General features: G+C 66.2%; 23 protein-coding genes. 7 read left to right on the forward strand and 16 right to left on the reverse strand.

What is annotated here, in order from left to right:
* Positions 1-72 precede the first annotated feature (72 nt).
* The 13 genes from fliR to fliF form a co-directional block, all read right to left on the reverse strand.
* Entirely contained in the window at positions 73-855 is a 783-nt protein-coding gene (gene fliR, locus P0D87_RS28490) for a flagellar biosynthetic protein FliR (RefSeq protein ID WP_006050932.1), read from the reverse strand.
* Between the two features lie 40 nt (positions 856-895).
* Complete coding sequence (fliQ, locus tag P0D87_RS28495; RefSeq protein WP_013340831.1) at positions 896-1,165, reverse strand: flagellar biosynthesis protein FliQ; 270 nt, start codon at positions 1,163-1,165, stop codon at positions 896-898.
* Between the two features lie 63 nt (positions 1,166-1,228).
* A complete protein-coding gene (gene fliP, locus P0D87_RS28500) occupies positions 1,229-2,023 on the reverse strand; it encodes a flagellar type III secretion system pore protein FliP (RefSeq protein ID WP_408637091.1) in 795 nt (264 codons plus the stop codon).
* A gap of 59 nt (positions 2,024-2,082) precedes the next feature.
* Complete coding sequence (gene fliO / locus P0D87_RS28505; RefSeq protein WP_321175752.1) at positions 2,083-2,709, reverse strand: flagellar biosynthetic protein FliO; 627 nt, start codon at positions 2,707-2,709, stop codon at positions 2,083-2,085.
* Entirely contained in the window at positions 2,706-3,173 is a 468-nt protein-coding gene (gene fliN, locus P0D87_RS28510) for a flagellar motor switch protein FliN (RefSeq protein WP_006050936.1), read from the reverse strand. Before fliN ends, fliO begins: the two co-directional genes overlap by 4 nt.
* Positions 3,166-4,164, reverse strand: coding sequence for a flagellar motor switch protein FliM (fliM, locus tag P0D87_RS28515; RefSeq protein ID WP_006050937.1), 999 nt, complete (start codon positions 4,162-4,164; stop codon positions 3,166-3,168). The genes fliN and fliM overlap by 8 nt, the downstream gene beginning before the upstream one ends.
* Before the next feature lie 53 nt (positions 4,165-4,217).
* Complete coding sequence (gene fliL / locus P0D87_RS28520; protein WP_053858868.1) at positions 4,218-4,715, reverse strand: flagellar basal body-associated protein FliL; 498 nt, start codon at positions 4,713-4,715, stop codon at positions 4,218-4,220.
* A 1,066-nt stretch (positions 4,716-5,781) separates the two neighbouring features.
* On the reverse strand, positions 5,782-7,305 hold the full coding sequence (locus P0D87_RS28525) for a flagellar hook-length control protein FliK (RefSeq protein WP_053858867.1): 1,524 nt from the start codon (positions 7,303-7,305) through the stop codon (positions 5,782-5,784).
* Positions 7,306-7,367: 62 nt separating this feature from the next.
* A complete protein-coding gene (gene fliJ / locus P0D87_RS28530; protein WP_006053241.1) occupies positions 7,368-7,817 on the reverse strand; it encodes a flagellar export protein FliJ in 450 nt (149 codons plus the stop codon).
* 2 nt (positions 7,818-7,819) lie between these two features.
* Positions 7,820-9,487: a flagellar protein export ATPase FliI gene (fliI, locus tag P0D87_RS28535; protein ID WP_053858866.1), complete on the reverse strand. Its 1,668-nt coding sequence runs from the start codon at positions 9,485-9,487 to the stop codon at positions 7,820-7,822.
* Complete coding sequence (fliH, locus tag P0D87_RS28540; RefSeq protein WP_171800253.1) at positions 9,481-10,164, reverse strand: flagellar assembly protein FliH; 684 nt, start codon at positions 10,162-10,164, stop codon at positions 9,481-9,483. Before fliH ends, fliI begins: the two co-directional genes overlap by 7 nt.
* The gene (fliG, locus tag P0D87_RS28545; protein WP_006053244.1) at positions 10,151-11,146 is read right to left on the reverse strand and encodes a flagellar motor switch protein FliG; all 996 of its coding nucleotides are present in this window, start codon (positions 11,144-11,146) and stop codon (positions 10,151-10,153) included. Before fliG ends, fliH begins: the two co-directional genes overlap by 14 nt.
* On the reverse strand, positions 11,136-12,938 hold the full coding sequence (gene fliF, locus P0D87_RS28550; protein WP_029970933.1) for a flagellar basal-body MS-ring/collar protein FliF: 1,803 nt from the start codon (positions 12,936-12,938) through the stop codon (positions 11,136-11,138). Before fliF ends, fliG begins: the two co-directional genes overlap by 11 nt.
* A 235-nt stretch (positions 12,939-13,173) precedes the next feature.
* Here fliF and fliE point away from each other — a divergent pair, with 235 nt between their 5' ends.
* The 5 genes from fliE (at position 13,174) to P0D87_RS28575 (ending at position 16,453) form a co-directional block, all read left to right on the forward strand.
* Complete coding sequence (gene fliE, locus P0D87_RS28555; protein ID WP_053858865.1) at positions 13,174-13,524, forward strand: flagellar hook-basal body complex protein FliE; 351 nt, start codon at positions 13,174-13,176, stop codon at positions 13,522-13,524.
* Between the two features lie 243 nt (positions 13,525-13,767).
* On the forward strand, positions 13,768-14,202 hold the full coding sequence (gene fliS, locus P0D87_RS28560) for a flagellar export chaperone FliS (protein ID WP_029970932.1): 435 nt from the start codon (positions 13,768-13,770) through the stop codon (positions 14,200-14,202).
* Entirely contained in the window at positions 14,199-14,525 is a 327-nt protein-coding gene (locus tag P0D87_RS28565) for a flagellar protein FliT (RefSeq protein WP_006053248.1), read from the forward strand. Before fliS ends, P0D87_RS28565 begins: the two co-directional genes overlap by 4 nt.
* A 90-nt stretch (positions 14,526-14,615) precedes the next feature.
* Positions 14,616-16,082 carry a flagellar hook-length control protein FliK gene (gene fliK / locus P0D87_RS28570; protein ID WP_053858864.1) on the forward strand — a complete coding sequence of 489 codons (1,467 nt, stop codon included), beginning with the start codon at positions 14,616-14,618 and terminating at the stop codon, positions 16,080-16,082.
* A complete protein-coding gene (locus P0D87_RS28575) occupies positions 16,082-16,453 on the forward strand; it encodes an EscU/YscU/HrcU family type III secretion system export apparatus switch protein (RefSeq protein ID WP_053858863.1) in 372 nt (123 codons plus the stop codon). Before fliK ends, P0D87_RS28575 begins: the two co-directional genes overlap by 1 nt.
* Positions 16,454-16,499: 46 nt before the next feature.
* On the opposite strand, the gene P0D87_RS28580 is transcribed toward P0D87_RS28575, so the two are convergent.
* Entirely contained in the window at positions 16,500-17,918 is a 1,419-nt protein-coding gene (locus tag P0D87_RS28580; RefSeq protein ID WP_053858862.1) for a coniferyl aldehyde dehydrogenase, read from the reverse strand.
* A 79-nt stretch (positions 17,919-17,997) separates the two neighbouring features.
* A complete protein-coding gene (locus P0D87_RS28585; RefSeq protein WP_053858861.1) occupies positions 17,998-19,707 on the reverse strand; it encodes an isovaleryl-CoA dehydrogenase in 1,710 nt (569 codons plus the stop codon).
* Between the two features lie 429 nt (positions 19,708-20,136).
* Here P0D87_RS28585 and P0D87_RS28590 point away from each other — a divergent pair, with 429 nt between their 5' ends.
* Together P0D87_RS28590 and P0D87_RS28595 are read left to right on the forward strand one after the other, a co-directional pair.
* Positions 20,137-21,795, forward strand: a complete 1,659-nt coding sequence (locus tag P0D87_RS28590; RefSeq protein WP_408637092.1) for a GMC family oxidoreductase — start codon at positions 20,137-20,139, stop codon at positions 21,793-21,795.
* Between the two features lie 184 nt (positions 21,796-21,979).
* Positions 21,980-23,938, forward strand: a complete 1,959-nt coding sequence (locus P0D87_RS28595; protein ID WP_053858859.1) for an OmpA family protein — start codon at positions 21,980-21,982, stop codon at positions 23,936-23,938.
* Between the two features lie 262 nt (positions 23,939-24,200).
* Here the strand turns inward: P0D87_RS28595 and P0D87_RS28600 are convergent, their stop codons facing one another.
* The gene (locus P0D87_RS28600) at positions 24,201-25,151 is read right to left on the reverse strand and encodes a LysR family transcriptional regulator (protein WP_006052546.1); all 951 of its coding nucleotides are present in this window, start codon (positions 25,149-25,151) and stop codon (positions 24,201-24,203) included.
* Positions 25,152-25,318: the final 167 nt, after the last annotated feature.

A 25,318-nucleotide genomic window follows, 5' to 3' on the forward strand; every position in this document is an offset into this window, starting at 1 on the left:
GCCGCCCTTTCTGTTTTTCGCGCGTTGTTTTGACGTGCCGCTTTTGACGTTCGTTGCCGCAAAAACGCCGGCTTATCGGAAACCCAGCGCGACGCGTCCCATCTGGTCGATGCCCACCGTGAAGAGGCGCGCAAAGAACGGAATCATGTTCGGGGTCATCAGTTGCAGAAGCAGCATACCGATCAGCATGGTGAGCGGAAAGCCGATCTGGAATACACCGATTTGCGGCGCCGCGCGGTTCAGGATGCCGAGCGCGAGGTTGGTGATGAGGAGCGCCGCGACCACCGGCAACGACAGCAGAAGCCCCGCCGAGAAAATCGTGCTGCCGAAGTTGGCGAGCGTGCGCCAGCCAGGCGAGCCAAGAATATTCGCCGACACGGGCAGCGTATTGAAAGTAGCCAGCAGCGCGCTGATCATCTGCAGATGACCGTCGATCACGAGGAACACCAGCATCGCGATCGTGTACATGTAGGTCGACAGCACCTGGCTCGAACTGCTCGCTTGCGCATCGAAGAAGGTGGCGAAGCCGAGCCCCATGCCGAGGCCGACGAAGTCGCCCGTTGCGCTGATCGCCTGAAACACGATCTGCATCGTCATGCCGAGCGCGATGCCGATCAGGAACTGGTTGACGATGATCCACACGCCCTCGGCGGAAAACACCGTGACTTGCGGCAACGCGCCGAGCGTCGGCGCGACGATGATCGTGACGAAAGCCGCCAGGCCGATCTTCACGCGCAGCGGCAGCGAGCGGTTGCCGAGCACCGGCGCGGTTGCGACCAGCGCGAGGATACGCACGAACGGCCACAGAAACGCGGTGAGCCAGGCGTTCAGTTGCGCGTAGGTGACGGAAAACATGGCGGCGTCGTAGCTCGATGCAGGAAGGACAACGCGGCGCTCAGTTGACGAGCGTCGGAATGTTGGTGAGAGTCTGGCGCAGATAGTCGAGCATCGTGGTGAGCATCCACGGACCGGCGATCACCATCGTGACCGCGATCGCGAGCAGTTTCGGAATGAACGACAGCGTCGATTCATTGATCTGCGTGGCGGCCTGGAACAGGCTCACCACGAGACCGACCACCAGCGCGACGAGCAGAAGCGGGGCGGCGAGCAGCAGGCCGACATACATGGCCTGGTGCGCGAGTGTCATGACGGATTCTGAATTCATGGCGATTCAACCGGAAGCATCGACAACGTAAGGGACGTGAACAACAACGCGAGCGCGCGTTGTTTAAACAAAACTTTGCGCGAGCGAGCCGAGCAGCAATTGCCAGCCGTCGACAAGCACGAACAGCATCAGCTTGAACGGCAGCGAAATCGTCGCGGGCGACACCATCATCATGCCCATCGACATCAGCACACTCGCCACCACCATGTCGATGATGAGAAACGGAATGAAGATCGTGAAGCCGATCTGGAAACCCGTCTTCAGTTCGCTCGTGACGAACGACGGCACCAGCAGCGACAGCGGCACATCTTCGGGACCTTGCATCGGCGCCGCGTGCGAGATGCGTGCGAACAGTGCGAGATCGCTTTCGCGCGTCTGACGCAGCATGAACGTCTTGAACGGCGCGAGGCCGCGGCTCACGGCCGTTTCCATCGGCATGGTGCCTTCGGAGAAGGGCTTGTAGCCGTCGGTATAAGCCTTGTCGAGCACCGGCGACATCACGAACAGCGTGAGAAAGAGCGCGAGGCCGACCAGCACCTGGTTAGGCGGCGTGGTCGTCGTGCCGAGCGCCTGGCGCAGCAGCGAGAGCACGATGATGATGCGCGTGAAGCTCGTCATCATCAGCACCATCGCGGGCAGGAACGACAGCATCGTGAGCAGCAGCATCGTCTGCACGCTCAGCGAATACGTGGTGCCGCCGTTCGGACCAGGACTCGTGTTGAAGGCCGGCAAGCCGGCGGTTTGCGCGAACGAAAGCGTCGGCAGCGCGAGCATTATCGCGGGCAACACCACGGGCAACGCGACGGGTGCCGCGCGGCGCAAGCCGCGAACTGCTGCGCGGGCGGCGCGGGAGGTCATCGACGTGTATGAGTTGCTCGAGGATGGCGCGCTCTGCGCCGATTGAAGACTGAACTGCATTACCGAACCCCGTTGCCTTGCCCGTTGAAACGTTTGCTCACTTCGCCTTTCAAGGCGTCGCGAAAGCGCTGGCCGAAGCTGCCAGACAATGTGGTGCCGCTCGCGCCGCTGCTGCCGGTGCCACCTGTTCCGCCCGGCGTGCCCGCTTGCGCGTTGCCGACCGTATCGATCGCGACCGAGCCGGCCGGCATCGTATGAAGCAGACGCACGTTGCCCGGCGCCGCGCCGAGTACGAGCCACGTATCGCCGATCTCGACGACCGCGACGCGCTCCTTGCCGCCGAGCGATGCGCCGCCGACCGTTTTCACGAGCCCGCTGCGGCTGCCCGGCTGCAAGCCGAAGCGGCGTGCGAGCCACGCGCAGCCGAACACCAGACCGATCACGACCACGAGGCCGACGATCGTTTGCAATACCGCGCCGACGCCGAGCGCCGGAACCGCAGTGCCCGCGCCGACCGTCGACGCCATCTTCGCTGCGTTGTTGACCGCGTTGATGTCGGCCGCGTGCGCGGCGAGCGGAGCGCAGAGCGCGCCGAAGCAGGCCGTTGCCGACAGCAGCGCGCGCATTGCCAGGCTGGATACGCGACGCGACGAAGGCAATACGGCGCAAACGACTGCCGGTTTCATCGATTCAACTTCCGGATACGTTCTGACGGCGTGATGATGTCGGTCAGGCGAATACCGAACTTGTCGTTCACCACCACGACTTCACCTTGCGCGATCAGGCAGCCGTTGACGAGCACGTCCATCGGCTCGCCGGCCATGCCGTCCAGTTCCACGACCGAACCTTGCGCGAGTTGCAGCAGGTTGCGGATCGCGAGCTTGGTGCGGCCGAGTTCGACGGTCATCTGGACGGGAATATCCAGAATCATGTCGATGTCGTTGCGCGTCGTGGTCGGCGCCACTTTCGACAGCGGCTGGAACACGCCGGCCGTGGTCGCGCTGATTTCGCTAGTGTTGTCGTTCTGCTCGGCGAGCGCGCTTGCCCAGTCGGCGAGCGCCGCTTCGTCCTCGGCGCTCGCCGCGTCGGCGGCAACCTGCGCCGCGGCGGCGCTCAGCGCTTCCTCGGGCTTTGCGTTCAGATCACTCATATCCACCTTCCTTCATCGTGTCGGCTGCGCTGATCATCTTCTGCACGCGCAACGCGTATTGACCATTGAAAATTCCGTAGCCGCATTCCATCACCGGCACGCCGTCGACTTTCGCCGTGATGTGCTCGGGGATGTTGATCGGCAGAACATCGCCTTTGCGCATGTTCAGGATCTGTTCGAACGTGATCGGCACCTGCGCGAGGTCGGCGGTCAGTTCGACTTCCGCCGCCTGCACCTGCTGCGACAGCACGCGGACCCAGCGGCGGTCGACTTCGAGCGCCTCGCCCTGGATCGGCGACGAGAGGATGTCGCGGATCGGTTCGATCATCGAGTACGGCATGCAGATGTGCAGCGTGCCGCCCGTCGTGCCGAACTCGATCGAGAACTGCGTGACGATGACGATTTCGTTCGGCGTCGCGACGTTCGCGAACTGCGTGTGCATTTCCGAGCGCATGTATTCGAACTGCAGCGGACGCACGCTTTTCCACGACGCCGCGTAGTGTTCGAACGTCAGGTTCAGCAGCTTCATGATGATGCGCTGCTCGGTCTGCGTGAAATCGCGGCCTTCCACTCGAGTGTGGAAACGCCCGTCGCCGCCGAACAGATTGTCGACCACGAAGAACACCAGGTTCGGGTCGAACACGAACAGCGACGTGCCGCGCAACGGCTTGATGTGGACCAGGTTCAGGTTGGTCGGGATCGGCAGGTTGCGGGTGAACTCGCTGTACTTCTGCACCTTCACCGGACCGACGGAGATTTCCGCCGAACGCCGCATGAAGTTGAAGATGCCGACGCGCAAGAGTCGCGCGAAGCGGTCGTTAATGATTTCGAGGCCGGGCATCCGGCCGCGGACGATCCGTTCCTGCGTCGCGATGTTGTAGGGACGTACGCCTACACGCTCGCTTTGCTCGGCTTCAGAGTCGGACTCGCCGGTTACGCCTTTGAGGAGGGCATCGACCTCCTCCTGGGACATGAACTCTTCGTGGCCCATTCCTTATTCCTCGTGCATACCGTGACGTTGGATGATGGCAGTGCGCAAGCGCGTCACTGCACGACGAATTCGGTGAACAGCACGTCCTGGACGTGGACCGGCGCCGCGCCCTTGTCGGTCGGCTGCTCGATCAGCGTGCGCAGTTCGGTGGCGAGCGCGTGCTTGCCTTCGAGCGGCGCCAGTTCATCGGGATGATGGTTCGACAGCGCGAGCAGAATGCGGCTGCGGATTTCCGGCATGTGCTCGGTGAGCTCCGGCGTCGTCTTCGGATCGGTGAGCTTGAGCGTGAGGCCGATGCGCAGGAAGTGCTGCTGGCCGTCGTCCGACTGGAGATTGACCGTCATCGATTCGAGCGGGAAAAACGTGGGTGCCGGAGCGGGCGCCGGCGCGGCTGCCGTGGCGGCGGCCGGAGCGCGCTTCGACATGAAGAACCACACGCCTGCGCCGGTCGCGCCCGCGGCGACGACAGCGATGAGGGCGATCAGGATGATGCGTTTCATGGGGCCCGGGGAAGCGGGCGCGACTTGCTGATTTGCGGGAGTGGTAGCCATGAGGTTTGCTGTGCTTGCCGTTAGTGCTGGTGATAGTGATTGTTGTTGATTTGCCTGCGGCGCGATGGGTCGAACAGAAGGGTTAATGCGGGCTATCTCTGGTTTTTGGGCCCTGCGGGCCGGCTTTGGTTTTTTGTTGGTCTGGATGGGGGTTGGGGGTTTTTTTGTTAACCCCTTTGGCCTTTCCTTGATTTCGCGGTGGTCTATTGGCGTTGCCCCTGTGCGGGGCGGCACTCACTTTCTTTGCCGCCGCAAAGAAAGTAAGCAAAGAAAGCGGGCTCACACCGCCAGCTTGTAGATGGCGCCCCCCGGGTCGCAGAGCGCAGTGGCGCGTCTTACATCCGTGTCCTCGCGCATTCGGCGCTCGTGACAAGGCAGTCATGCTTCCCGCCTCGCACTGCGTGCTCGCCGGAAGGGTTCGCTTACACCGCTCGCTTGCGTTTTTGCGCGGTGGGGCCATCGGCTTCGCCTCGGCGACGCGCCGTCGGGGGGGGATCGTTTTGCCCTGGCCGAAACCTTAAGTGCCTGCGTTCCAATCGAGCATTTGGGGCGAGGCGGCGGTGGAACGCAGAAAAGCGTGAGATGCCGCGATGGTTCGCGGCGCGGGAAACCGCAGAACCCTCGCGACGACTCGCGGCCCGCGACACGGCCGAACGAGCGATGGTTTTGGGAACGACCGCTGCGGCGCGCGAAGCGTCGCCGGAAGAATGACTGCCTTGTCACGAACGTCGAATGCGCGAGGACACGGATGTCAGGCGTGCCACTGCGCTCTGCGAACCGGAGGAGCCATCTAAAAGCTGGCGGAGTGAGCCCGCTTTCTTTGCTTACTTTCTTTGCGGCGGCAAAGAAAGTGAGTGCCGCCCCGCACAGGGGCAACGCCAATAGACCACCATGAAATCAAGGAAAGGCCAAAGCGAGCCAGTGGGACCCACTTATAAGCCACCGGTGCTTTGCGGCGGCAAAGAAAGTGAGTGCCGCCCCGCACAGGGGCAACGCGAAATAGACCACCGCGAAATCAAGGAAAGGCCAAAGGGGTAAAAAACAGCGCCCCCGGCAAAGCAAAAGCTCAGGCAAACGTATCCACAAGCCCAACACTACGCCGCCCACCGGCATCACCAGCAGCCACAACCACCCCGGCCCCGGCGGCCCCAGCCTCACCCCCAAAACCCCGCGCGGAGCGCCCCCCGCCAGAACTGGCACTCTGCTGCTGCTGCCCACCCTGCCGCCCAAACCCATCACTGACACTCGCGCTGCCGAGCCCAATCCCATTCGCCTCCATAGCCTCGCGCAGCTTCGGCAAAGCGGCCTCAACCGCCTCCCGCACCTGCTGATGCTGCGAAACAAACAACGCATGCGCATGGTTATCGGCGACCTGCAGCACAACCTGCAAAGGCCCAAGATCCTTCGGATTCAACGTCAGCTCAGCGCTCTGCGAATGCGCATTCGACAGGAACACCACCTTCTGGCTCAACGCCTCCTCCCAGTCGGTCGTGCCGACCTGCGGTCCCAATGCATTCGCCGCGACCGCCGCGCTCGCGGTGCCCGTCGTTTGCACGGCCGCCGTCGTGCTTGCGGCGCTCGCGGCCGCCTGGCTCGCGGCCAGCGCGGCCGTCGCCGCGTCGGCGGCATTCTTGAACGATGCCAGGTCGTCTGTCTGCGCGCCTGCCGCTCCCGTCGATGTCAACGCGCCCGCCGCAGCCGCCGATGCCGCCGCCGTCGGATCGGCAACAGTCGTACCGTTCGCCGCCGTCCCCATTGCGCCGCGCGCCGCGGCCGAGCCCTTGCCGCCGCCGGACGACCCGGCCTCCAGCGTCTTGCTCGTCGTGTCGTTCAGCGAAGCGTTCGCGCTCGCTAGACCGTTCGCCGCCGCGGCGGCTGCCGCGCCGCTCGCGAGAGCCTGCGACGGAGCCACAGCCTGGCCGTTCGCCAGCGCCGCGAGCGCGGCCTGCAACGAGTCCTGCAGCGATTTCGGATCGGTCGGCGCCTTCTTGCCGGGCGTGCCGGCAGGTGCGGTGTCGGTGGCCGCGCCGGTTGCGGTCGGGTCCGCGTTCGTCGATGCCGCCAGATTGACGCCGGCCGCATCGGCGGCGCTCGCGTCGGCCTGGGCTTGCGCCTGCGCCTGAGCGGCAGCGGCTGCCGCCGCGGCGCCGGCGTCGTTTGCGCTGGCGGCATTGGCCGGCTTCGGCGGCGTGTCGCCGTTCTTGTCCGTCGATGCCTGCTGCGGCTTGTCCGCCGACGCCGCGGACGATGCCGCGTCGGCCGTGCTGCTGTCGTTGCTGTCGCTCTTTGCGTCGTCGGCGCTCTTCGTCGTGGAATCGTCCGGCGGCGGCGCGTCGTGCACGCTCGAGCCCTGCGAGATGTCCGCGGAAGACGGCTGCGGCACGGCGGCCTTCACGCTTGCAGCGCTATTCGCGGCCGCATTTGCAGCCGCACTTGAAGCCGCACTGTTCTGCAAATCAATGTTCTGCTGCAGCGTTTGCGAAAACGGCTTCGCGCTAGCAGCGGCAAGCGCCGCCGCATTGCTGGGCTTACTGGTGGAGCTGCTGCCGGTCGAGCCGAGCAGCGAGCCGATCTGTGAAAGAAACGACATAAGTGTCCTGTCAATCCGTCAAAGGTACGGTGTCGAGTCAGTGTGTCGAGGCGGCGCGGGCGTCAGGCGCCTTCCGCGCGCATCCTCAGGATTCGTGCCGCGTGTTCGTCGGCGTCGCGCTGATCGCGCCGCGCCACGACCTTCGCCTCGGCGGCTTCGCCGCGCGCCTGCAGCACTTCGTACGAGCCGAGCTTCTGCTTCTGACGCTGCCAGTCGGGCTTGGCTGCCTCGACTCGCGCGTTCGCGGTCACGAGCAGGTTACGCTGCTGCTCGATGGCCGCGTCGAGTGTGTCGATGAACGCCTGGAAATTGCGCATGTTGCCGGCGGGCATGCCCGCTTGCGCGGTCGCCGTGAAACGCGCGTGGTATTCGTCGCGGTACTGCACGAGGGCGTTCAGCTGCGCCTCGACGTCGTTGCGCTCGCGCTGCGCGCGGCCAAGACGTTGAGCGGCGGCGTCGACATCGTCCTGCGCGAGGCCAATCAGCGTCTTGATCGGAAAGTGTTTCGCCATCGTCAGGCTCCTTGGGCAAACAGCGCGTCCAGCATTTCGATACTCGGTTCAAAGTTCGCGCACTCGCGAAAGCCCTGTTGCAGGAAGGCTTCCATCCGCGGATACAGCGCGATCGCGCGGTCGAGCAGCGCGTCGCGCCCGCTCGAATAAGCGCCGACGTTGATCAGATCGCGGTTGCGCTGATAGCGCGACAGCATCTGCTTGAACATACGCGTTTTGTCCAGATGGTTATCGTCGATCAGCGCGGTCATTGCCCGGCTAATCGACGCTTCGATGTCGATCGCCGGATAGTGGCCGGCTTCCGCGAGCGAGCGCGACAGCACGATATGGCCGTCGAGAATCGCGCGCGCGGAATCGGCGATCGGATCCTGCTGGTCGTCGCCTTCGGTCAGCACGGTATAGAACGCGGTGATCGAGCCGCCGCCCGCCGGCCCGTTGCCGGTTCGTTCGACGAGCGCCGGCAGCTTCGCGAACACCGAAGGCGGATAGCCCTTGGTGGCAGGCGGCTCGCCCACGGCGAGCGCGATCTCGCGCTGCGCCATTGCGTAACGGGTCAGCGAATCCATCAGCAGCAGCACATGCTTGCCTTGGTCGCGGAAATATTCGGCGAGCGACGTCGAATACGCGGCGGCCTGCATCCGCAAGAGCGGCGAAACGTCGGCGGGCGCGGCGATCACGACGGAGCGCGCGAGACCTTCCTCGCCAAGAATCTGTTCGATGAATTCCTTCACTTCGCGGCCGCGTTCGCCGATCAGGCCGATCACGATCACATCGGCGCTGGTGTAGCGCGCCATCGTGCCGAGCAGCACCGATTTACCGACGCCCGAACCCGCGAAGAGGCCCATGCGCTGCCCGCGTCCGACGGTCAGCAGCGCATTGATCGCGCGCACGCCGACGTCGAGCACCTTGTGAATCGGCTCCCGATTCAACGGATTGATGACCGGCGCGGACAGCGGCGCATCGGCGTGCGCGCCGAGCGGGCCGAGTCCGTCGAGCGGACGGCCGGACGCATCCAGCACGCGGCCGAGCAATTCCCAGCCGACCGGCAGACGCTTCGCGCCCGCCATCGGGTCGGCAATCGGCGCGCTCTCCAGCGGATAGACACGCGCGCCGGGCAACAGGCCGATCACTTCGGTGGTCGGCATCAGAAAGAGTTTGTCGCCGGAGAAGCCGACCACTTCGGCTTCGGCCATTGGCAGCGAACTGCCGAGTGGCAGTTCGATCATCACTTCCGCGCCAACCGAGAGGCGTAGGCCGACCGCTTCAAGCACGAGACCCGCGGCGCGCGTGAGGCGCCCGCATGCGCGCATCGGCTTGGCGATCGCGTTGCGCGCGCGCAGCGCGTCGAGCCGACCGCGCCACGCTTGCATGTGCGGATTGCTGTCGAGCGCGGGATCGTAGGGCGCGGCAGCCGTTGCTTTCGAGGCGGCGCGCGCGAGACCTGCTGCGTCCGGTGCCGACTCGCGGCTCGCGGCGGCGCCCGTCAGCGGATGCCCGTGATTGGCAGCAGCCGCGTCTTCAGTCGCTTGAGAGAACACCGCGGCGTCAGGAGCCGCGTCCGCGAACGACGTTTCGGCAAGCGCCTCCGCGCCGAACGACGCCAGCGCCAGCTCACGTTCGAGCGGCGTCAGGTCGCTTGCGCGGATTTCCTCGAGCGTCGGCTTCACCATGTACTCACTTTGCCGAGCGCCGCGGCGACGCGTTCCCAGCGTGTATCGATGCCGGCATCGACTTCGCCGCTCGCGGCCTGCGCGCGGCAGCCGCCGCGCTCCACGGCCGGGTCGGTGCGCACGGTCCAGCCGCGCGTTTGCAGTTCTTCCATCAGATACGCTTCGACCACAGGCAGATCGGCGGGACTCACGATCAGCGCGGGCGCGCCCGTCAACGCCGGTTCGGCGGCGAGCACTTCGCGCGCGGCGGCGATCAGCGCGGTCGGGTCGTGCTGCACATGCTGGCGCACCACCTGTTGCGCGATGTCGAGCGCGAGCGAGACGAGCGTCTCCGAGATCGCGCCTTGTGCGCCGTCGAGCGCGGCCTTGAACGTTTCGGCAAGCGCCGCAAGCCGCGCCGCTTCCTCGCGCGCTTCGCTTCGGCCTTGCTCGAAGCCCTGCGCGTGGCCTTGCTCGTAACCCGCCTGGTAGCCGAGCGCCTGACCGGCGACGTGGCCGGACGCGATGCCCTGCGCGTGCGCGGCTTCGCGCAGGCGCTCGAGTTCGGCTTCGAACGCGGCTTCGTCGGCCTCGGAATTCGGCGGCGCGGGCGGCACCGGATCGAACGAGGCCATCTCCCAGCGCTGGTAGGCCGAGAGGGTCGCCTTCGCCGCGGAGTTGCGATTAGACATATGCATCTTCCGCCTTGCCGCCAATCACAATCTGACCGCTTTCCGCCAGATTGCGCACGATTTGCAGGATGCGGCGCTGTTGCGTCTCGACTTCGGAGACACGGACCGGGCCGCGCGCGTCGAGGTCTTCGGCGAGCAGTTCGGCTGCGCGCTGCGACATGTTCGACAGGAACTTCTGACGCAGCGCGGGCGCCGCGCCCTTCAGCGAGATGATCAGCGCTTCGGACTCGACTTCCTTCAGCAGCAACTGGATCGCGCGGTCTTCCAGGTCGAGCAGGTTCTCGAACACGAACATCTGATCAACGATCTTCTGCGCGAGTTCCGCGTCGTACTGGCGGACGTTCTCGATGACGCCTTCCTCGTGATTGCTCGACATGAAGTTGAGGATTTCCGCCGCCGTGCGAATGCCGCCCATTGGGCTGCGCTTCAGGTTGTCGCTGCCCGACAGCAGGTGCGTGAGCACGTCGTCGAGTTCGCGCAGCGCGGCCGGCTGAATGCCGTCGAGCGTCGCGATTCGCAACAGCACGTCGTTACGCAGACGCTCCGTGAAGCACGCGACGATTTCCGAAGCCTGATCGCGGTCCAGGTGAACCAGGATCGTCGCGATGATCTGCGGATGCTCGTTCTTGATCAGCTCCGCGACCGCCGGCGAATCCATCCACTTCAGGCCCTCGATACCGCTGGTATCGCTGCCTTGCAGAATGCGGTCGATGATCGCGCCGGCCTTGTCGTCGCCGAGCGCCTTCGTCAGCACCGAACGGATGTACTCGTTCGAGTCGAGCGACATGCCGGTGTGCTTCTCCGCCTCGCGCACGAACTCGTGCAGCACGACGTCGATCTCCTCGCGGGTCACGGCCTTCATGGCGGCCATCGCGACGCCGATCTTCTGGACTTCGCGCGGTCCGAGAAACTTGAATACCTGCGCGGCTTCTTCTTCGCCGATCGACATCAGCAGAAGCGCGCTCTTCATTACGCCTTCAGCGCTCATCGGTCACCCAATTCTTGACGACAGTTGCAACGATCTTCGGATCCTGGCGCGCGATGCTGCGCGCGAACTCCAGGTTCCGCTCATATTTGTGTTTCGCGTTTTCCAGCGCCTGCAGCTCTGCGTCGCCGTTGTCCATTTCGAGCGCGGCGTTGCCGGCCCGCTCGGCGGCCGGAATGCCGTCGAGCAGAATCGGCTCGTCCGGCGACGGCAGCGCTGCGGCGACGACCGGCTCCGGCGGCGGGAACGCGCGGCGCAGCGCCGGCTTCACCATCACGAAGTACAGGAACAGGGCCACTGCGCCGATGCCGAGATACGTCGCGATCTGCTTGTACAGCGCCAGCATGTCCGGCGTGCGCCACCACGGCAGGTCGGCGTTCGGGTCGAGCGCGGTGGTGAACGGGCTGTTGACCACGTTGACCGAGTCGCCGCGCTGCGCGTCGAAGCCCATCGCGTCCTTCACGAGCTGGTTCACTTGCGCGAGCTTGTCGGCGGTGACCGGCTGCATCGTCGCGTGACCCTTGGCGTCGACCACGCGCAGATAGTTGACCACCACCGCCACCGACAGACGCTTGATGCCGCCCATCGGCTGCTCGAGGTGACGCACGGTTTTGTCGAGCTCGTAGTTGGTCGTCATGTCCTTGCGGTCGCTGACCGGCGTCGTCGTCACACCGCCGCTCGCGCCGGCGGGCGCATTGATCGGCGCGGAGGCGGGCTGGGGCGGCTGGTTCGACAGCGCGCCCGGCACGCCCGAGGCGCCGCCTTGCGACATTTCGGTTGCGGTGCTCGATTGCTGGCTGCGAATCGCGGCCTGTTGCGGATTGCCGTTCGGGCCGTAGTTTTCCGACGTCTGTTCGCTGCGCGAGAAGTCGATGTCGGCGCTCACCTGCGAATGCGCATTACCGGAGCCGAACAGCGGCGCGAGGATCGCGTCGATGCGCTGCTGCGTGCTGCGCTCGATCTGCTGGCGATACTTCAGTTGCGACGCGTCGAGCCCGCCGCCCACCGACGGCTGCGTCAGCAGATTGCCGTCCTGGTCGAGAATGGTCACGCCCTTGACCGGCATTTCCGGCACCGCCGACGACACCATATGCGTGATCGCAAGCACCTGGCCTTCGTCGAGCGCGCGGCCCGGATACAGATTGACGAGCACCGACGCCGATGGCGCTTCCTTGTCGCGCACGAACACGGAGGGCTTCGGAATCGCCAGATGGACGCGCGCCGACTTCACCGATGAAACCGATTCGATCGTGCGTTCCAGCTCGCCTTCGAGCGCGCGCTGATAGTTGATCTGCTCGGCGAACTGGCTGATGCCGAACTTCTGGTTGTCCATCAGTTCGAAGCCGACCGAGCCGCTCTTCGGCAATCCCTGCGATGCAAGGCGCAGGCGCATCTCATGCACCTGCTCGGACGGCACGAGGATCGCGCCGCCGGCCTCGGAGAACTTGTACGGAATGTTCGCCTGCTGGAGCGCCGTGATGATGGCGCCGCCGTCGCGGTCGGACAGGTTGCTGTAGAGCACCTTGTAGTCCGGCGCGCGCGACCAGAGGAACAGGCCCGCCACGATGGCGACGAGCAGCGCGACCGCGAAGATGAGCGGTGCGCGCGGGTTGCCGCGCATCTGCGCGAGACCGGACAGGCGCTGACCAAAATTGCCGCCGAGGCCGCCACCGAGGCCGCCCAGGTCTGCATTGCCGCCGGGCTGGCCGGCGCCCGCCGCCGCCGCGCCGGGCTGCGCGCCGGCGAGGCCCATGCGGGCGTCGGGGTTGATCAAAGAGTTGGCTGACGAATCCATGCGTCGGGTTTCTCCGGGATGCCTTTGCGTTCTGCCGCTATGTCGCGCCGAGAGCCGACGGGAGTATGGACAGAGACTTTCACGACTGAAATTATCCGCACGGCAGACGCGCCCGATTGCTTGAATAGAGCCGGGTTTCCCCCCTAGTTTCGGGGCTTTCCCGTAAAGCCCGCTGCTATGCTTTCGTCCAGATCGGTACGGTTTAGTCGTGCCGCTCGTCATTACTGGAGAGAACATGACTTTGCCCGTGAACGCGATTTCGTCGGCGCTGCAACAGTTGCATTCGATGGCTGCGCAGGCGACCGGCGGCAGCACCGCGGCGGCCGGCGCTTCGGCCGCAGGGGAGTCCGGCGCGGCCACGGCCGGCGGCTTTGCGTCGGCGCTCAAGGCCTCGCTGGACAAGATCAGCGGCGATCAGACCAAGGCGATCGGCGAATCGCAGGCGTTCGAGCTCGGCGCGTCGAACGTGTCGCTAAACGACGTGATGGTCGACATGCAGAAGGCCAACGTCGGCTTCCAGTTCGGCCTGCAGGTGCGCAACAAGCTGGTGTCCGCCTACAACGACATCATGCAGATGCAGGTCTGAACGCAAGCGGCCGCGGCGGCAAGAATGTTCCGCCCGCCACGGCCGCAACCTGCTGCATGCGCCGCGCCGCTCGCTTGAGCATGCGCGAGCACGCGCGGCCTGACCCCTTAATCCTCCTTACACCGGCCTAAAGCTTTCTCGCTGCGTATCCGATAACCAGATACAGGCATGAATCCGGGACGCGGCGACGCATCCCGATGGGCTGCCACGACCAACCGTAGTTGCAATTGAGGAGGAGCGCCGATGTTTTCCCCAGGACACTCTGGAGCCAATGCGTACGCACGCGTGGGCGTCGAGACAGGGGTGATGGGCGCGAGTCCGCATCGTCTGATCGTGATGCTGTATCAGGGAGCCAGGCAGGCTATCGCGCAAGCACGGATGCACGTGCAGCAGGGCAATGTCGCCGGTCGTGGAGAGGCGATCGGCAAGGCGATTCAGATCGTCGAAAGCGGGCTGCAGCAGTCGCTCAACCTTGAGGTGGGCGGCGAGATTGCGCAGCGGTTGAACGCGCTATATAGCTATATGTCGCGCCGGCTGCTGGAAGCCAATATAAAAGCGAGCGAGGCAATGCTGGTCGAGGTCGACGGTCTACTGGCGACGCTCGAAGAGGCATGGATCGGGATTGCCCCGGAGATAGCGCGGATGGCTGCCCAGCCGGCCGCGGAAAGCATGAGATGACATCGAACGCAGAATATTTTGCCCGCTACGAGGCCATCGCAGCGTTGTCCTGCCGCATGCTGATGGCTGCCCGACGCGCCCTGTGGAACGACCTGGTGCACTTGCAGGAAGAATACCGGCAACTCGTGGACGCGCTGAAAGAGGCGGAGACGGGCGTCAAGCTCGACGAGACGGAGCGCCTGCGCAAGTACGCGCTGATCCGCCAGATTCTCGCCGACGACGCCGCGATCCGCGACCTCGCCAATCCGAGCCTTGCGAAGCTGTCGGCGCTGTTCGGCGGACGGCCGTCGCGGGTGCTGAAGGAGCTTTACGGCGCGCGCTGACGGTGGCCGCGATCTAGCCGCGATGCAGCCGCGAGGCGCCTGACTGAACGAATTTGAGCGCGCTGCCGCCAATGTGACCAAGGAATCGGCATGAACGGAATCGACACGGCCCTCGCATCGCTGCTCGCGACCCGCGTCGACAGCCTGCTGAACATTGGTCCCGGCAGCGCCGCCACCACGCAAACCGGCGCGCCGGACGTCGAGACCGCGCCGACCACTTCGGCTCCTCTTGCCCCGCCAACGCCGCCGCAGCCATCGGCGCAAACGGCCTTGTCCGCTGTCGCGCTCACGCTCAACGCGATTGTGCGTTCGGGCGGCGAGGCGACTCCGGCGATTGTCGGCCAGACGCCGATCTGGCCCGCCGCTCCCGCGCTCGACGTCGAAGTCGGCGCTTTGCCGCTCTTCGACGCGCCTGCTGCTCCCAATCTCGCTTCGAACGCCGCTGCGTCGGCGGCCACGGCCAATGTCGCGGCGGCGCAAGTGCCCGTTGCGGCGCTCGCGGCCGCGCTCGCGCAGACGGTCGGCGATAGCGGTCTCTTCTACGAAGCGCATCTCGCCCAATGGCTGAGCGGCCAGCGCTCGCCGGAGACGCTCGCCGGCGAGGCGCAGAACAAGCTCGTGGCGGCGTCGGCGCAATTGCCGTTGAACTGGGGAAGCGCTGCCGGCGATGCGTCGTCCGCGGCTGCTGGTGCCGGTGCCGGCGCCAAGCCGGGCATGGGCGCGGCGCCGAACGGGGCGGCTGACGGTGCGGCGCCGAACGCCGGCAATTTCGCGAATTCCGCGAACGCGGCCAATGCGAATGCCGGCATGAGCGCCGGCCGCGCGATGCCGTCGATCGACACGGCGCACGCCGCGCGTTTCGCCGCCGGTGAAGTGCTCGCGAGTTCGCTGTCCGACCTGAACGGTCAATCGACGCATGCCGGTTTGCACAACGCCGCGTCGGCAGCGGCGGACGGCAGCTCGCAGCAGACGGCGCAAGCCGCCGCGGTTCATCCCGCGACCGTGCCGCTTGTGCGTCAGCAGCTCGATCTGCTTGCGACCGGCCAGTTCCGCTGGACCGGCGAAGCATGGCCCGGCGCGAAGCTCGACTGGACCATCGAACAGGACGGCGACGAGTGGGACCGCAGCGGCGGCGGCACGGCGAGCGAAGAGGATCAGCCGTGGCGCACGCGGCTGACGCTGTCGCTGCCGACGCTCGGCACCGTCGACGCCGAACTGACCTTGACCGGCATGCGCCTCGTCGCGCGCGTGCAGGCAAGTCCGGGCGGCGCGGCGCGGCTTGCGATGCAGGGCGAGGGCTTTCGTCAGCGGCTCGCGGCGGCGGGCATCCAGTTGCACGGGTTGACGATTCGCGAGATCGGCGGCGGCGCGCCCGCGACGGGCGCGGCGACGGCGAGCGCTGCGGCGGCCGCTCAGGCGGCGGCGTCGGCGTATGCGCGATCGGCTTCGGCGGGCGCGGGTGCTGCGGCTTCGTCGGCGGCGGGGAATGGCGGGGCAAACACGGCGGCAGAAAAGGGCCGGCGCGCGCCGCCCGACGATTTCGACTGGGACATGTGATGAGCCGCAAACATCGCCGCAGCGCGGCTGCGCTCGTCTACGACGCCAATGGCGGCGATCCCGCGCCGCGCGTGATCGCGAAGGGCTACGGCATGCTTGCCGACATGATCGTGCAGCGCGCGAAGGAAGCCGGGCTGTACGTGCATGAAGCGCCCGAAATGGTCTCGCTGCTGATGCAGGTGGACCTCGACGCGCGCATTCCGCCGCAGCTTTATCAGGCGGTCGCCGAATTGCTGGCGTGGCTGCATCGACTGGAAAGCGGAGCGGAGCGCGAGCCGCCGCAGGCCGCGTCGGCCGGCGCGAAGAGCGGTGTGGAGGATGTCACCGATGTTGTTGCGGTCGACATCGATGGTGCGGGTGACGGGCGGTGAGCTTCGGCGTAACCGCGCCACCACGCAACCATGCAGCGAGCCGCAATCAAAACCGCATCATCAACCTCAACAGCGCATTGACGCGCTTGCCGTAAGGTGGCGCGATCCATCCGCGCGCGTTCAGACGCGCCTGCGTCAACACCGGCTTCATCTTCGAAAACGTCACGAAGCCTTCGTAGCCGTGATAAGCGCCCATTCCGCTGGCTCCCACTCCGCCGAACGGCAGGCTTTCGCAGGCCAGATGCATCAGCGTTTCGTTGATCGCCATGCCGCCCGCGATGGTTTCGTGCGTGACGCGCTCGATGGTCGCGGCGTCGTCGGCGTACAGATAAAGCGCGAGCGGGCGCGGCCGTGCGTTTATCCACGCGATTGCGTCGTCGAGCGTGTCATACGCGACGATCGGCAGCAGCGGCCCGAAAATTTCCTCTCGCATCAACTCGCAATCGGCGGGCGCATTCGTCACGGCGACAGGCGGAAAGCGGCGGCTCGCAGCATCCGGCGCGCTGTCGGTGAGCGGATGCAACTGCGCGCCGGCGGCCTCGGCTTCGTCCGCGAGACGCTCGAGCCGCTCGAAGTGGCGCGGCGAAATAATCGACGTGTAATCCGGGTTGTGCGTGAAGCCGGGGTACATCTTCGCCATCCGCCCGCGCGCCCGCTCGATGAAAGTCTGCTCCTTGCCGCGCGGCACGAGCACGTAGTCTGGCGCGACGCAGGTCTGCCCGGCATTCAGCGTCTTACCGGCGATGAGGTTATCCACGGCATTCTCGAAACGCGCGTGCGCGCCGATGATCGCCGGCGATTTGCCGCCGAGTTCGAGCGTGACCGGCGTCAGATGCTCGGCGGCGGCGCGCATGACCTCGTGGCCGATTTTCGTCGATCCCGTGAACAGCAGATGATCGAAGGGCTGCGCGCTGAACGCAGCGGCGAGCGCGGCATCGCCGTTGACGACCGCGACGTGATCGCGCGCGAAGGTCTGGCCGATCAACTGCTCGAACAACGCGGACGTGCGCGGCGTTAGTTCGGACATCTTGACGATCGCGCGATTGCCGGCGGTGAGCGCGCTGATGAGCGGCCCGGCGGCAAGCAGCACCGGATAATTCCACGGCACGATGATGCCGACCACGCCGAGCGGCTGCGGCACCACTTTCGCGCGGGCCGGCAGCAGCCATTTGTTGGTGCGGCGGCGCTGCGCTTTCATCCACCGTTTGCCGTGGCGCAGGGCCGCGTCGATTTCCTCCTTCACCAGCAGGAATTCCGCAAGCAGCACTTCCTGTTTCGCACGATTGCCGAAGTCGGCGCTCATCGCGTCGGCGAGCGCGTCGCGATTATCGAGCAGCACTTTGCGCAGCGCTTGCAGATGCGCCGCGCGCGTTTCCCACGACGGATACGGCGCACGCAAATACGCATGACGCTGATCGCCAAGCAGCGCTTGCAGCGCGGCGACCTCGGGCAAATCGTTCTTCATTGTTCACCACTCCCTGATGAAAGATGCGCTTATCGGTGTTGTTGCGTCGTTGCTTGGTTGCGTGCCGCTGGCTGTGGTTTCAAACCGGAAAAGCGCGTTCGACGATCGCCGCGTGATCGAACGTGGCGGGGAGCGTGCCGTAGACGCGGCCGCTTTCGCCGCAGCCATCCGCGAGACGGGTGGCGATGAAGGCCTCCGCGACAACGGCGGGCGAATGCCTCACGAGCAGCGTGGCCTGCGCGATCAGCACGATCTGCTGCGCGATGCGCCGCGCCGAAGCCTCGCGATGTTCGGCCGGTCCGTTGAGCGTCGCGGCGAGTTTGCCGAGCGCGGCGCTCAACGCGGGATGCGCGGCGGCATCGGCCTGCCATTGCGCGAAGAGCGCCTGCGCCGCGTCGGGTTCGCGCTCCATCGCGCGCAGCACGTCGAGGCACATCACGTTGCCGGAGCCTTCCCAGATCGAATTGACAGGCGCCTCGCGATAGAAGCGCGCCATCGGACCGGTCTCGACGTAGCCGTTGCCGCCCCACACTTCCATCGCTTCGCCGGTGAATTCGAGCGCGCGTTTGCAAACCCAGTATTTCGCCGCCGGCGTCACGATGCGCCGCCATGCGCGCTCGGCGGAGGCAGCCGCTGAATCGGCGGCGGACGTCGCTGTGCCTGCATCGGCGGATTGCTCGAACGCCTGCGCGAGCCGCATGAACAGCACGGTCGCCGCTTCCGATTCGAGCGCGAGGTCGGCGAGCACATTGCGCATCAACGGCTGATCGACGAGATTGCGGCCGAACGCGCTGCGATGACGCGCGTGATGAATCGCCTGCACGAGCGCCGCGCGCATCAGCGCCGCGCTGCCGATCACGCAATCGAGCCGCGTGTAGTTCGCCATTTCGATGATGGTCGGCACGCCGCGTCCTTCGTCGCCGATCATGATGCCGAACGCGTCGAGGAATTCGACTTCGCTGCTCGCGTTCGAGCGGTTGCCGAGCTTGTCTTTCAGACGCTGGATTTGCACGGCGTTCTTGCTGCCGTCGGGCGTGAAGCGCGGCACGAAAAAGCACGACACCCCGACGTGATCGTGCGTGCGCGCAAGCACCAGATGCGCGTCGCATTGCGGCGCCGAGAAAAACCATTTGTGGCCGACCAGTTCATAGGCGCCGCCGCGGCCGCCGGCGGCGATCGCGCGCGCCTGGGTCTGATTGCTGCGCACGTCCGAGCCGCCCTGTTTTTCGGTCATGCCCATGCCGATCATCGCGGACGCTTTTTGTGGGAGCGGCACATCGCGTGGATCGTGCCCGCGCGCATACAGCTTGTCGCGCAACGTCTCGAACAGTTGAGGCTCGCGCTGCAATACCGGAATGCTCGCGAACGTCATCGTCAACGGGCACAGCGAGCCGGACTCGATCTGCGCATGCAGGAAGTACCCGGCGCAGCGCGCGGCCATCGCGCCCGGCCGCGGGTCGGAGAACGGCAACGCGTGCAATCCCTCGCGACGCAGCAGAGCGAGTAGCTCATGCCACGCGGGATGAAACTCGAGCGCGTCGATACGTTCGCCGCGCGGGCTGTGCGTCGAAAGCTCGGGCGTGTGACGGTTGGCGAGTTCGGCGAGCGCGAGCGTCTCCGGCGTGGTCAGCGCCGCGCCGTGCCGCAGCAGCGCGTCGCGATGCCATGCGGCGCCGTCGCGTTCGAGCGCGGCGGATAGCGCGGCGTCGGTGGAAAAGAGGTTGTAGTCCGCGAGCGGCGGCACCTGATTGGTGACCTCGTGAGTCTGGCCGAAGCTATGGCGTTGCATCTGCTGTCTCCGTTCGCCGCGTGTTCGCGGCAAGGGCGCCGGCGCGGGTTTTTTATCGCGCGGCGTTTGCGCCAAGTGGGCGCTTTGCGTGCGCTGTCTGTGCGCGCTCTATGCGTTTTCGCTGCGGCATCGGCGCGCAATCCGTGCGCAGTCGTTAGCATGCGTCCGCGCCGCGCCGTTTGATTGCGACCGACTCACCGTGCGCCAAAAGCACATCGCTCACGGACCCTGTTTGAATCCCGCAAGCCGCCGCGCGGCGGGCGTCTGCGGGTCTTTCATCATAGGGGCGCAGGGGCGTTCAGGTTTAGAGTAATCGCTCTGACGCGAAGCCGCCGCGGCCTCCGAACCGTCCCTACAATGCCGGGAAACACACGTAGACAAGTGTGCACGAGACAGGGTGCGCAGACAACGCACCCATCAGGAGGAGCGATGGAATACGACTACATCATCGTCGGTGCCGGCTCGGGCGGCTGCGCGCTCGCGAGCCGTCTCGCGGACAACTGTCCCGACGCGACGATTGCCCTGATCGAAGCGGGCCCGCATACGAACCGCAACCTGTTCGTCAATATGCCGGTGGGCGTCGCGGCGGTCGTGCCGAACAAGCTCAGGACGAACTACGGCTACCTGACGACGCCGCAACCAGGACTCGGCGGCCGCCGAGGCTACCAGCCGCGCGGGCGCGGCTTCGGCGGATCGAGCGCGATCAACGCGATGATCTACACGCGCGGCCATCCGCTCGACTACGACGAATGGGCGCAACTGGGCTGCGACGGCTGGTCGTGGCAGGACGTGCTGCCGTACTTTCGCCGCGCCGAGGGCAACGAGCGCGGCGCCGATGCGTGGCACGGCGACAGCGGCCCGCTCTCCGTGTCCGACCTGCGCTACCGGAATCCGTTTTCGAAGCGCTTCGTGCAGGCCGCGATGGAAGCCGGCTACAAGCCGAACGACGACTTCAACGGCGCCGATCAGGAAGGCATCGGCTTCTATCAGGTCACGCAGCGCGATGGCCGGCGTTGCAGTGTCGCGCGCGCTTATATCTACGATCGCGAGCGCGCCAATCTCCATACGATCGCCGATGCCACGGTGCTGCGCGTGGTGTTCGACGGCAAGCGCGCGAGCGGCGTGGACGTGGTGCGCGGCGGCCGTCGCGAGACGCTCGCCGCGCGCGCCGAAGTCGTGCTCGCGGCGGGCGCGTACAATTCGCCGCAATTGCTGATGTGCTCCGGCATCGGGCCGGCCGGGCATCTGCGAGCGCATGGCATCAAGGTCTTGCACGATGCGCCCGAAGTCGGCCAGAACCTGATCGACCACGTCGATTTCACGATCAACAAGCGCGTGTCGTCGATCGAGCCGACCGGTTTCTCGGTGCGCGGCATCGCGCGGATGGTGCCGCAGTTCGTCACCTTCATGCGCCACGGCCGCGGCATGCTGTCGAGCAACGTCGCCGAGGCGGGCGGCTTTTTGAAGAGCAGGCCGACGCTCGAGCGGCCCGACCTGCAACTGCATTTTTGCGCGGCGCTCGTCGACGACCATAACCGGCACATGCATTGGGGCCACGGCTATTCGCTGCATGTGTGCGTGCTGCGGCCGTTTAGCCGCGGCTCGGTGACGCTCGCGAGCGCCGATGCCCGCGTGGCGCCCGTGATCGACCCGCGTTTTTTCAGCGATTCGCGCGATCTCGATCTGCTGGTCGAAGGCGTGCAGATGGCGCGGCGCATTCTCGACGCGCCGTCGCTTGCGCTGCACGGCGGCCGCGAACTGTACACGCGGCCCGGACAATCCGACGAACAGTTGCGCCAGATCATCGCCGAGCACGCGGACACGATCTATCACCCGGTCGCCACTTGCCGGATGGGCGGCGACGCGCGCTCGGTGCTCGATCCGCAATTGCGCGTGCGAGGCGTCGAGGGACTGCGGATCGTCGATGCATCGGTGATGCCGACGCTGATCGGCGGCAACACCAACTCGCCCACGGTGATGATCGGCGAACGCGCGGCCGAGCTGATGACGGCGAGCCGTCGCCGGCCGCAGACGGTGGAGCAGGCCGGCGCAGTGGCAAGCGCCGCGCCGACGGCCAGCGCGGCGTGAACGTGTCGGTACGCCCGCTCGAACCGCCGCATTTCCGACGCCAATTATGAGAGAACCAGTGCGAACGTCGTCTAAATCGTCATAAATTGTGCCGTTCCTTTTATGAGACTTCCGGATACCTATAATCGCCGCGCAATTAGGGGCGCGTCAGGTGGCGGGTCCGGGAACTCCAGGAAGCGAAGGCATGAGCATCAATTTGATTCACGCGATCCAGTCCGCGTTGACGGACGAAGTGGTCGCGCAACTGGGCGAGCGCATCGGCTTGCCGCCGCAAGCGACGCGCGCCGTGGTGACCACCGCCGCGCCCGCGCTGCTGGCCGGGCTGATGCACAAGGCCGCGACGCTCGAGGGCGCGCGCTCGCTGTTCGCCACCGCCGTCTCGCCCGATGTCGACGCGCGAATCGCCGAACAGTTGCCGCATCTGACGGACAGTACGCGCGGCGTGAGCGAACTCGAAGGCGCGGGGCGCGCGTTGCTCGAACGTTCGCTCGACCGCCGCGCGGAGTCGCTCAGCGACGAGGTGGCCGTGCAAACCGGCGTGCCGGCGCACGCCACGCATGCGATCACGGGCATCGTCGGCGCGACCATGCTGGGCATGCTCAAACAGCATCTGCTGAAAAGCCAGGGCAGCGTCGGTCAACTGCCGGCGCTGTTGAGCCATCAGATGCCGCTCATCGCGCCGTATCTGAACGACCGGCTGCTCGGCGCGCTCGGGCTCGGCACGGTTGGCGCTTTTACCGGCGGCGTGCTCGGGCAGTTGAAGGCGGTGTCGGCGCATATCGAGCATCCGATGCCGGCAGCGAAACCCACGCCCGAAGTGACCGCGGCGGTTCATGTGCCGGCGGACGCGGTGGTCGGCGAAAAGCGCCGCTCGCACGCGTGGCTGTGGTGGCTGCTGTTGGCGCTCGGGCTCGGCGCCGCGTTGCTGGCTTATCTGTTTCCGGACAGCTTCGCGCAACTGCAACACCGTGCTGGCGATGCGGTCGGTGAGAGCGCGCAACCTGTAGCGGCGCAGCCGGCTTCGGCGGCGGTCGGGGCGTCCGGTGAGCTTGCAGCGGCAGTCGCGGCTAGCGACGGCGTCGCGTCGATGGTGACGGGCACCGTGCAGGACGCCGCGGCGTCGGCGGCTGTGGACGCGGCGTCTGCCGCTGCGTCGACGTCGGCGGCTGCGTCGGCGTCCGCGTCGGTCGTTGCGGCGAGCGGGGCGGGTGTTGCTGGTGGGGCGAGCGCGGCAAGTGGCGCGAGCGTCGGGAACGGCGCAAGCGGCCCGAGCGCCGCAAATGCCGCCAACGGCGCGGCCCGCGCAATTGCCACGAGCGACGCGCATCAGCCGGGCGTCGCCGCGGCGCCGTCCAAAAACAGCCAGTTCGCGTTCAGCGTGAACGAAGCGGGCAAGCCGACGTTCACCGCGACGGTCGGCAGCGAGGCCGAAAAGACGCAGCTCATCGACGAGTTGACCAAGCGCCTCGGCCAAAACAACTACAGCGCGAACATCACAGTCGACCCGGCCACCAAGCCGGCCGACTGGCTCGCGCGCCTCGTCGGCCTCGTGCCGCTGATGAGCGTGCCCGGCGCGGAACTGAAACTCGACGGCACGCGGATCGAACTGAGCGGCGCGGCTGCCAACGCCAAACTGGGCTGGCAGAGCGCGTTGAAGTCGCTATTCGGCGCCTCGTACGACATCGGCGCGTTCGACCCCGAACACGCCGTCGAACAGGCAACCGCGAATTTTCGCAGCGCGGTCAAGGCGCTGTTGACGGGCAACCCGACGTGCGTCGCGGCCGATATCGCCAAAGTGCTCAACCTCCAGGTGATCAACTTCGGAAGCTCGAGCGCGCGTGTGCCGGCGACGGCTAACGAAGACCTGGGCCAGTCGGCGCGCGTGCTGAACGCCTGCGCGCGCAACGGGCGCGTCGCAAAGCTCGAAGTGGCGGGCTATTCGGACAACGTCGGCGGCGAGCAGGCCAATCTGCAACTGTCGAAGGAACGCGCGGAAGCGGTTCGCTCGTATCTGGTCAAAGCCGGCGTACCGGGCGACTCGCTTCGCGCGCAGGGTTATGGCCAGGCGCACCCGATCGCCGGCAACGACACGGCTAGCGGACGCTTCGCCAATCGCCGCATTGAGTTCAGCGCGCAGCAGTGAGGGCGAGGGCGCGTGAGCCGCAGCCGTAAGGCGGTGCCGTCCGGCGCACAGCAGCGATGGCGGCGCTGAATCACGGGCAGCAGTAAAGGCCGCTGGCGCTCGGCGCGCAGCAGCATGCCCGGCGGGCGCCTCATGCGCAGCAAGAAGGCCGGTCGCGCTTCACGCGGAGCAGTAATGCCGGTGGCGCGTCACCGGCTGCAGCAAGGCGGGCGACGCTCAATCCCAACCACCATGCCCGCCCGGCTCCCGCCGGGCGGCATGGTCATTCCGCGCGCGGCGCCTGAAGCGGCGCGGCGATGCCCGTCAGGCCGAGCATCAGGTCGTCGCCGGCGCGGCCGGGCAGCGTTTCGCGGGCCACCTCCAGCCAGGCGCGCGCCGCGTGCGACAGATAGCCGTCGCGGCGCCAGCCCATCGCCATTTCCCATGGAATCTCCGGCTCGACCACCGGCAGGCAGGTGAACTGCGCGGGATCGAGCCGCCGGCAATAAGGCGCGGGCAGCAGCGCGATGCCGACGCCGGCAAGCACCAGCGCCGCCATGAAATCCCAGTGTCCGCTGCGTCCGACGATAGTCGGCGCGAATCCGGCGACGCGGCACGCGTTTAGCACGACGTCGTTGAGCGCCAGGCTCTCGCCGTAGAACACGAACGGCTCGTTCGCGAGCTGTGCGAGCGGCACTTCGCGCAATTCGTCCCAGGGCGAGCCGGTGCGCGCGACGAGCCAGAGCAATTGACGAGTGATCGGCAGCACGTCGATATTGGCGGGGTCCACCGGCTGCAGCACGCCGCCGAGTTCCAGCTCGCCGTTGATGAGCGCCGTCTCGATGGCGCGCGAGCCCTGCTCGAACAGCTTCAGCTCGATCTTCGGGTAGCGCTGGCGGAACGTGGCAATCGCGGGCGTGAAGAGCGAGCCGCCCATCGGCGGAATACCGATGGTGAGTTCGCCGCGCCCGAGCGTGCCGAGATCGTTCAGTTCGGCCTGCAACTGCGCGTGCGCGGCGAGCACCTCCTGACCGCGCTGATAGACGATGCGGCCGGCGTCGGTGAGCACCATCTGCCGGCCGTCGCGCAGCAGCAGCGGCGAGCCGATCTCGTCTTCGAGCGACTTCACCATCTTGCTGATGGTGGGCTGGGTGACGAACATCTGCTCGGCGGCGACGGTGAAGCTCTGCTGACGAACGACTTCGACGAAATAGCGCAGCGCACGCAGTTCCACGGTCGGGCTCCCGATTCCATATTGGAATGAATCGGGCGATTGTAAGTCATGGCATTTATGACGGCGAGGGCGGCTTCGACAATCGCTCGGCCTTGCAACGCGCGCCTAATATTGAGACGTGCGGTGCGAACCGCGAGCTACGATTGCCACCTTTGACGCGACCGGCT

The organism is Paraburkholderia sp. RL17-368-BIF-A (assembly GCF_046054045.1).
Lineage (GTDB): Bacteria > Pseudomonadota > Gammaproteobacteria > Burkholderiales > Burkholderiaceae > Paraburkholderia > Paraburkholderia graminis.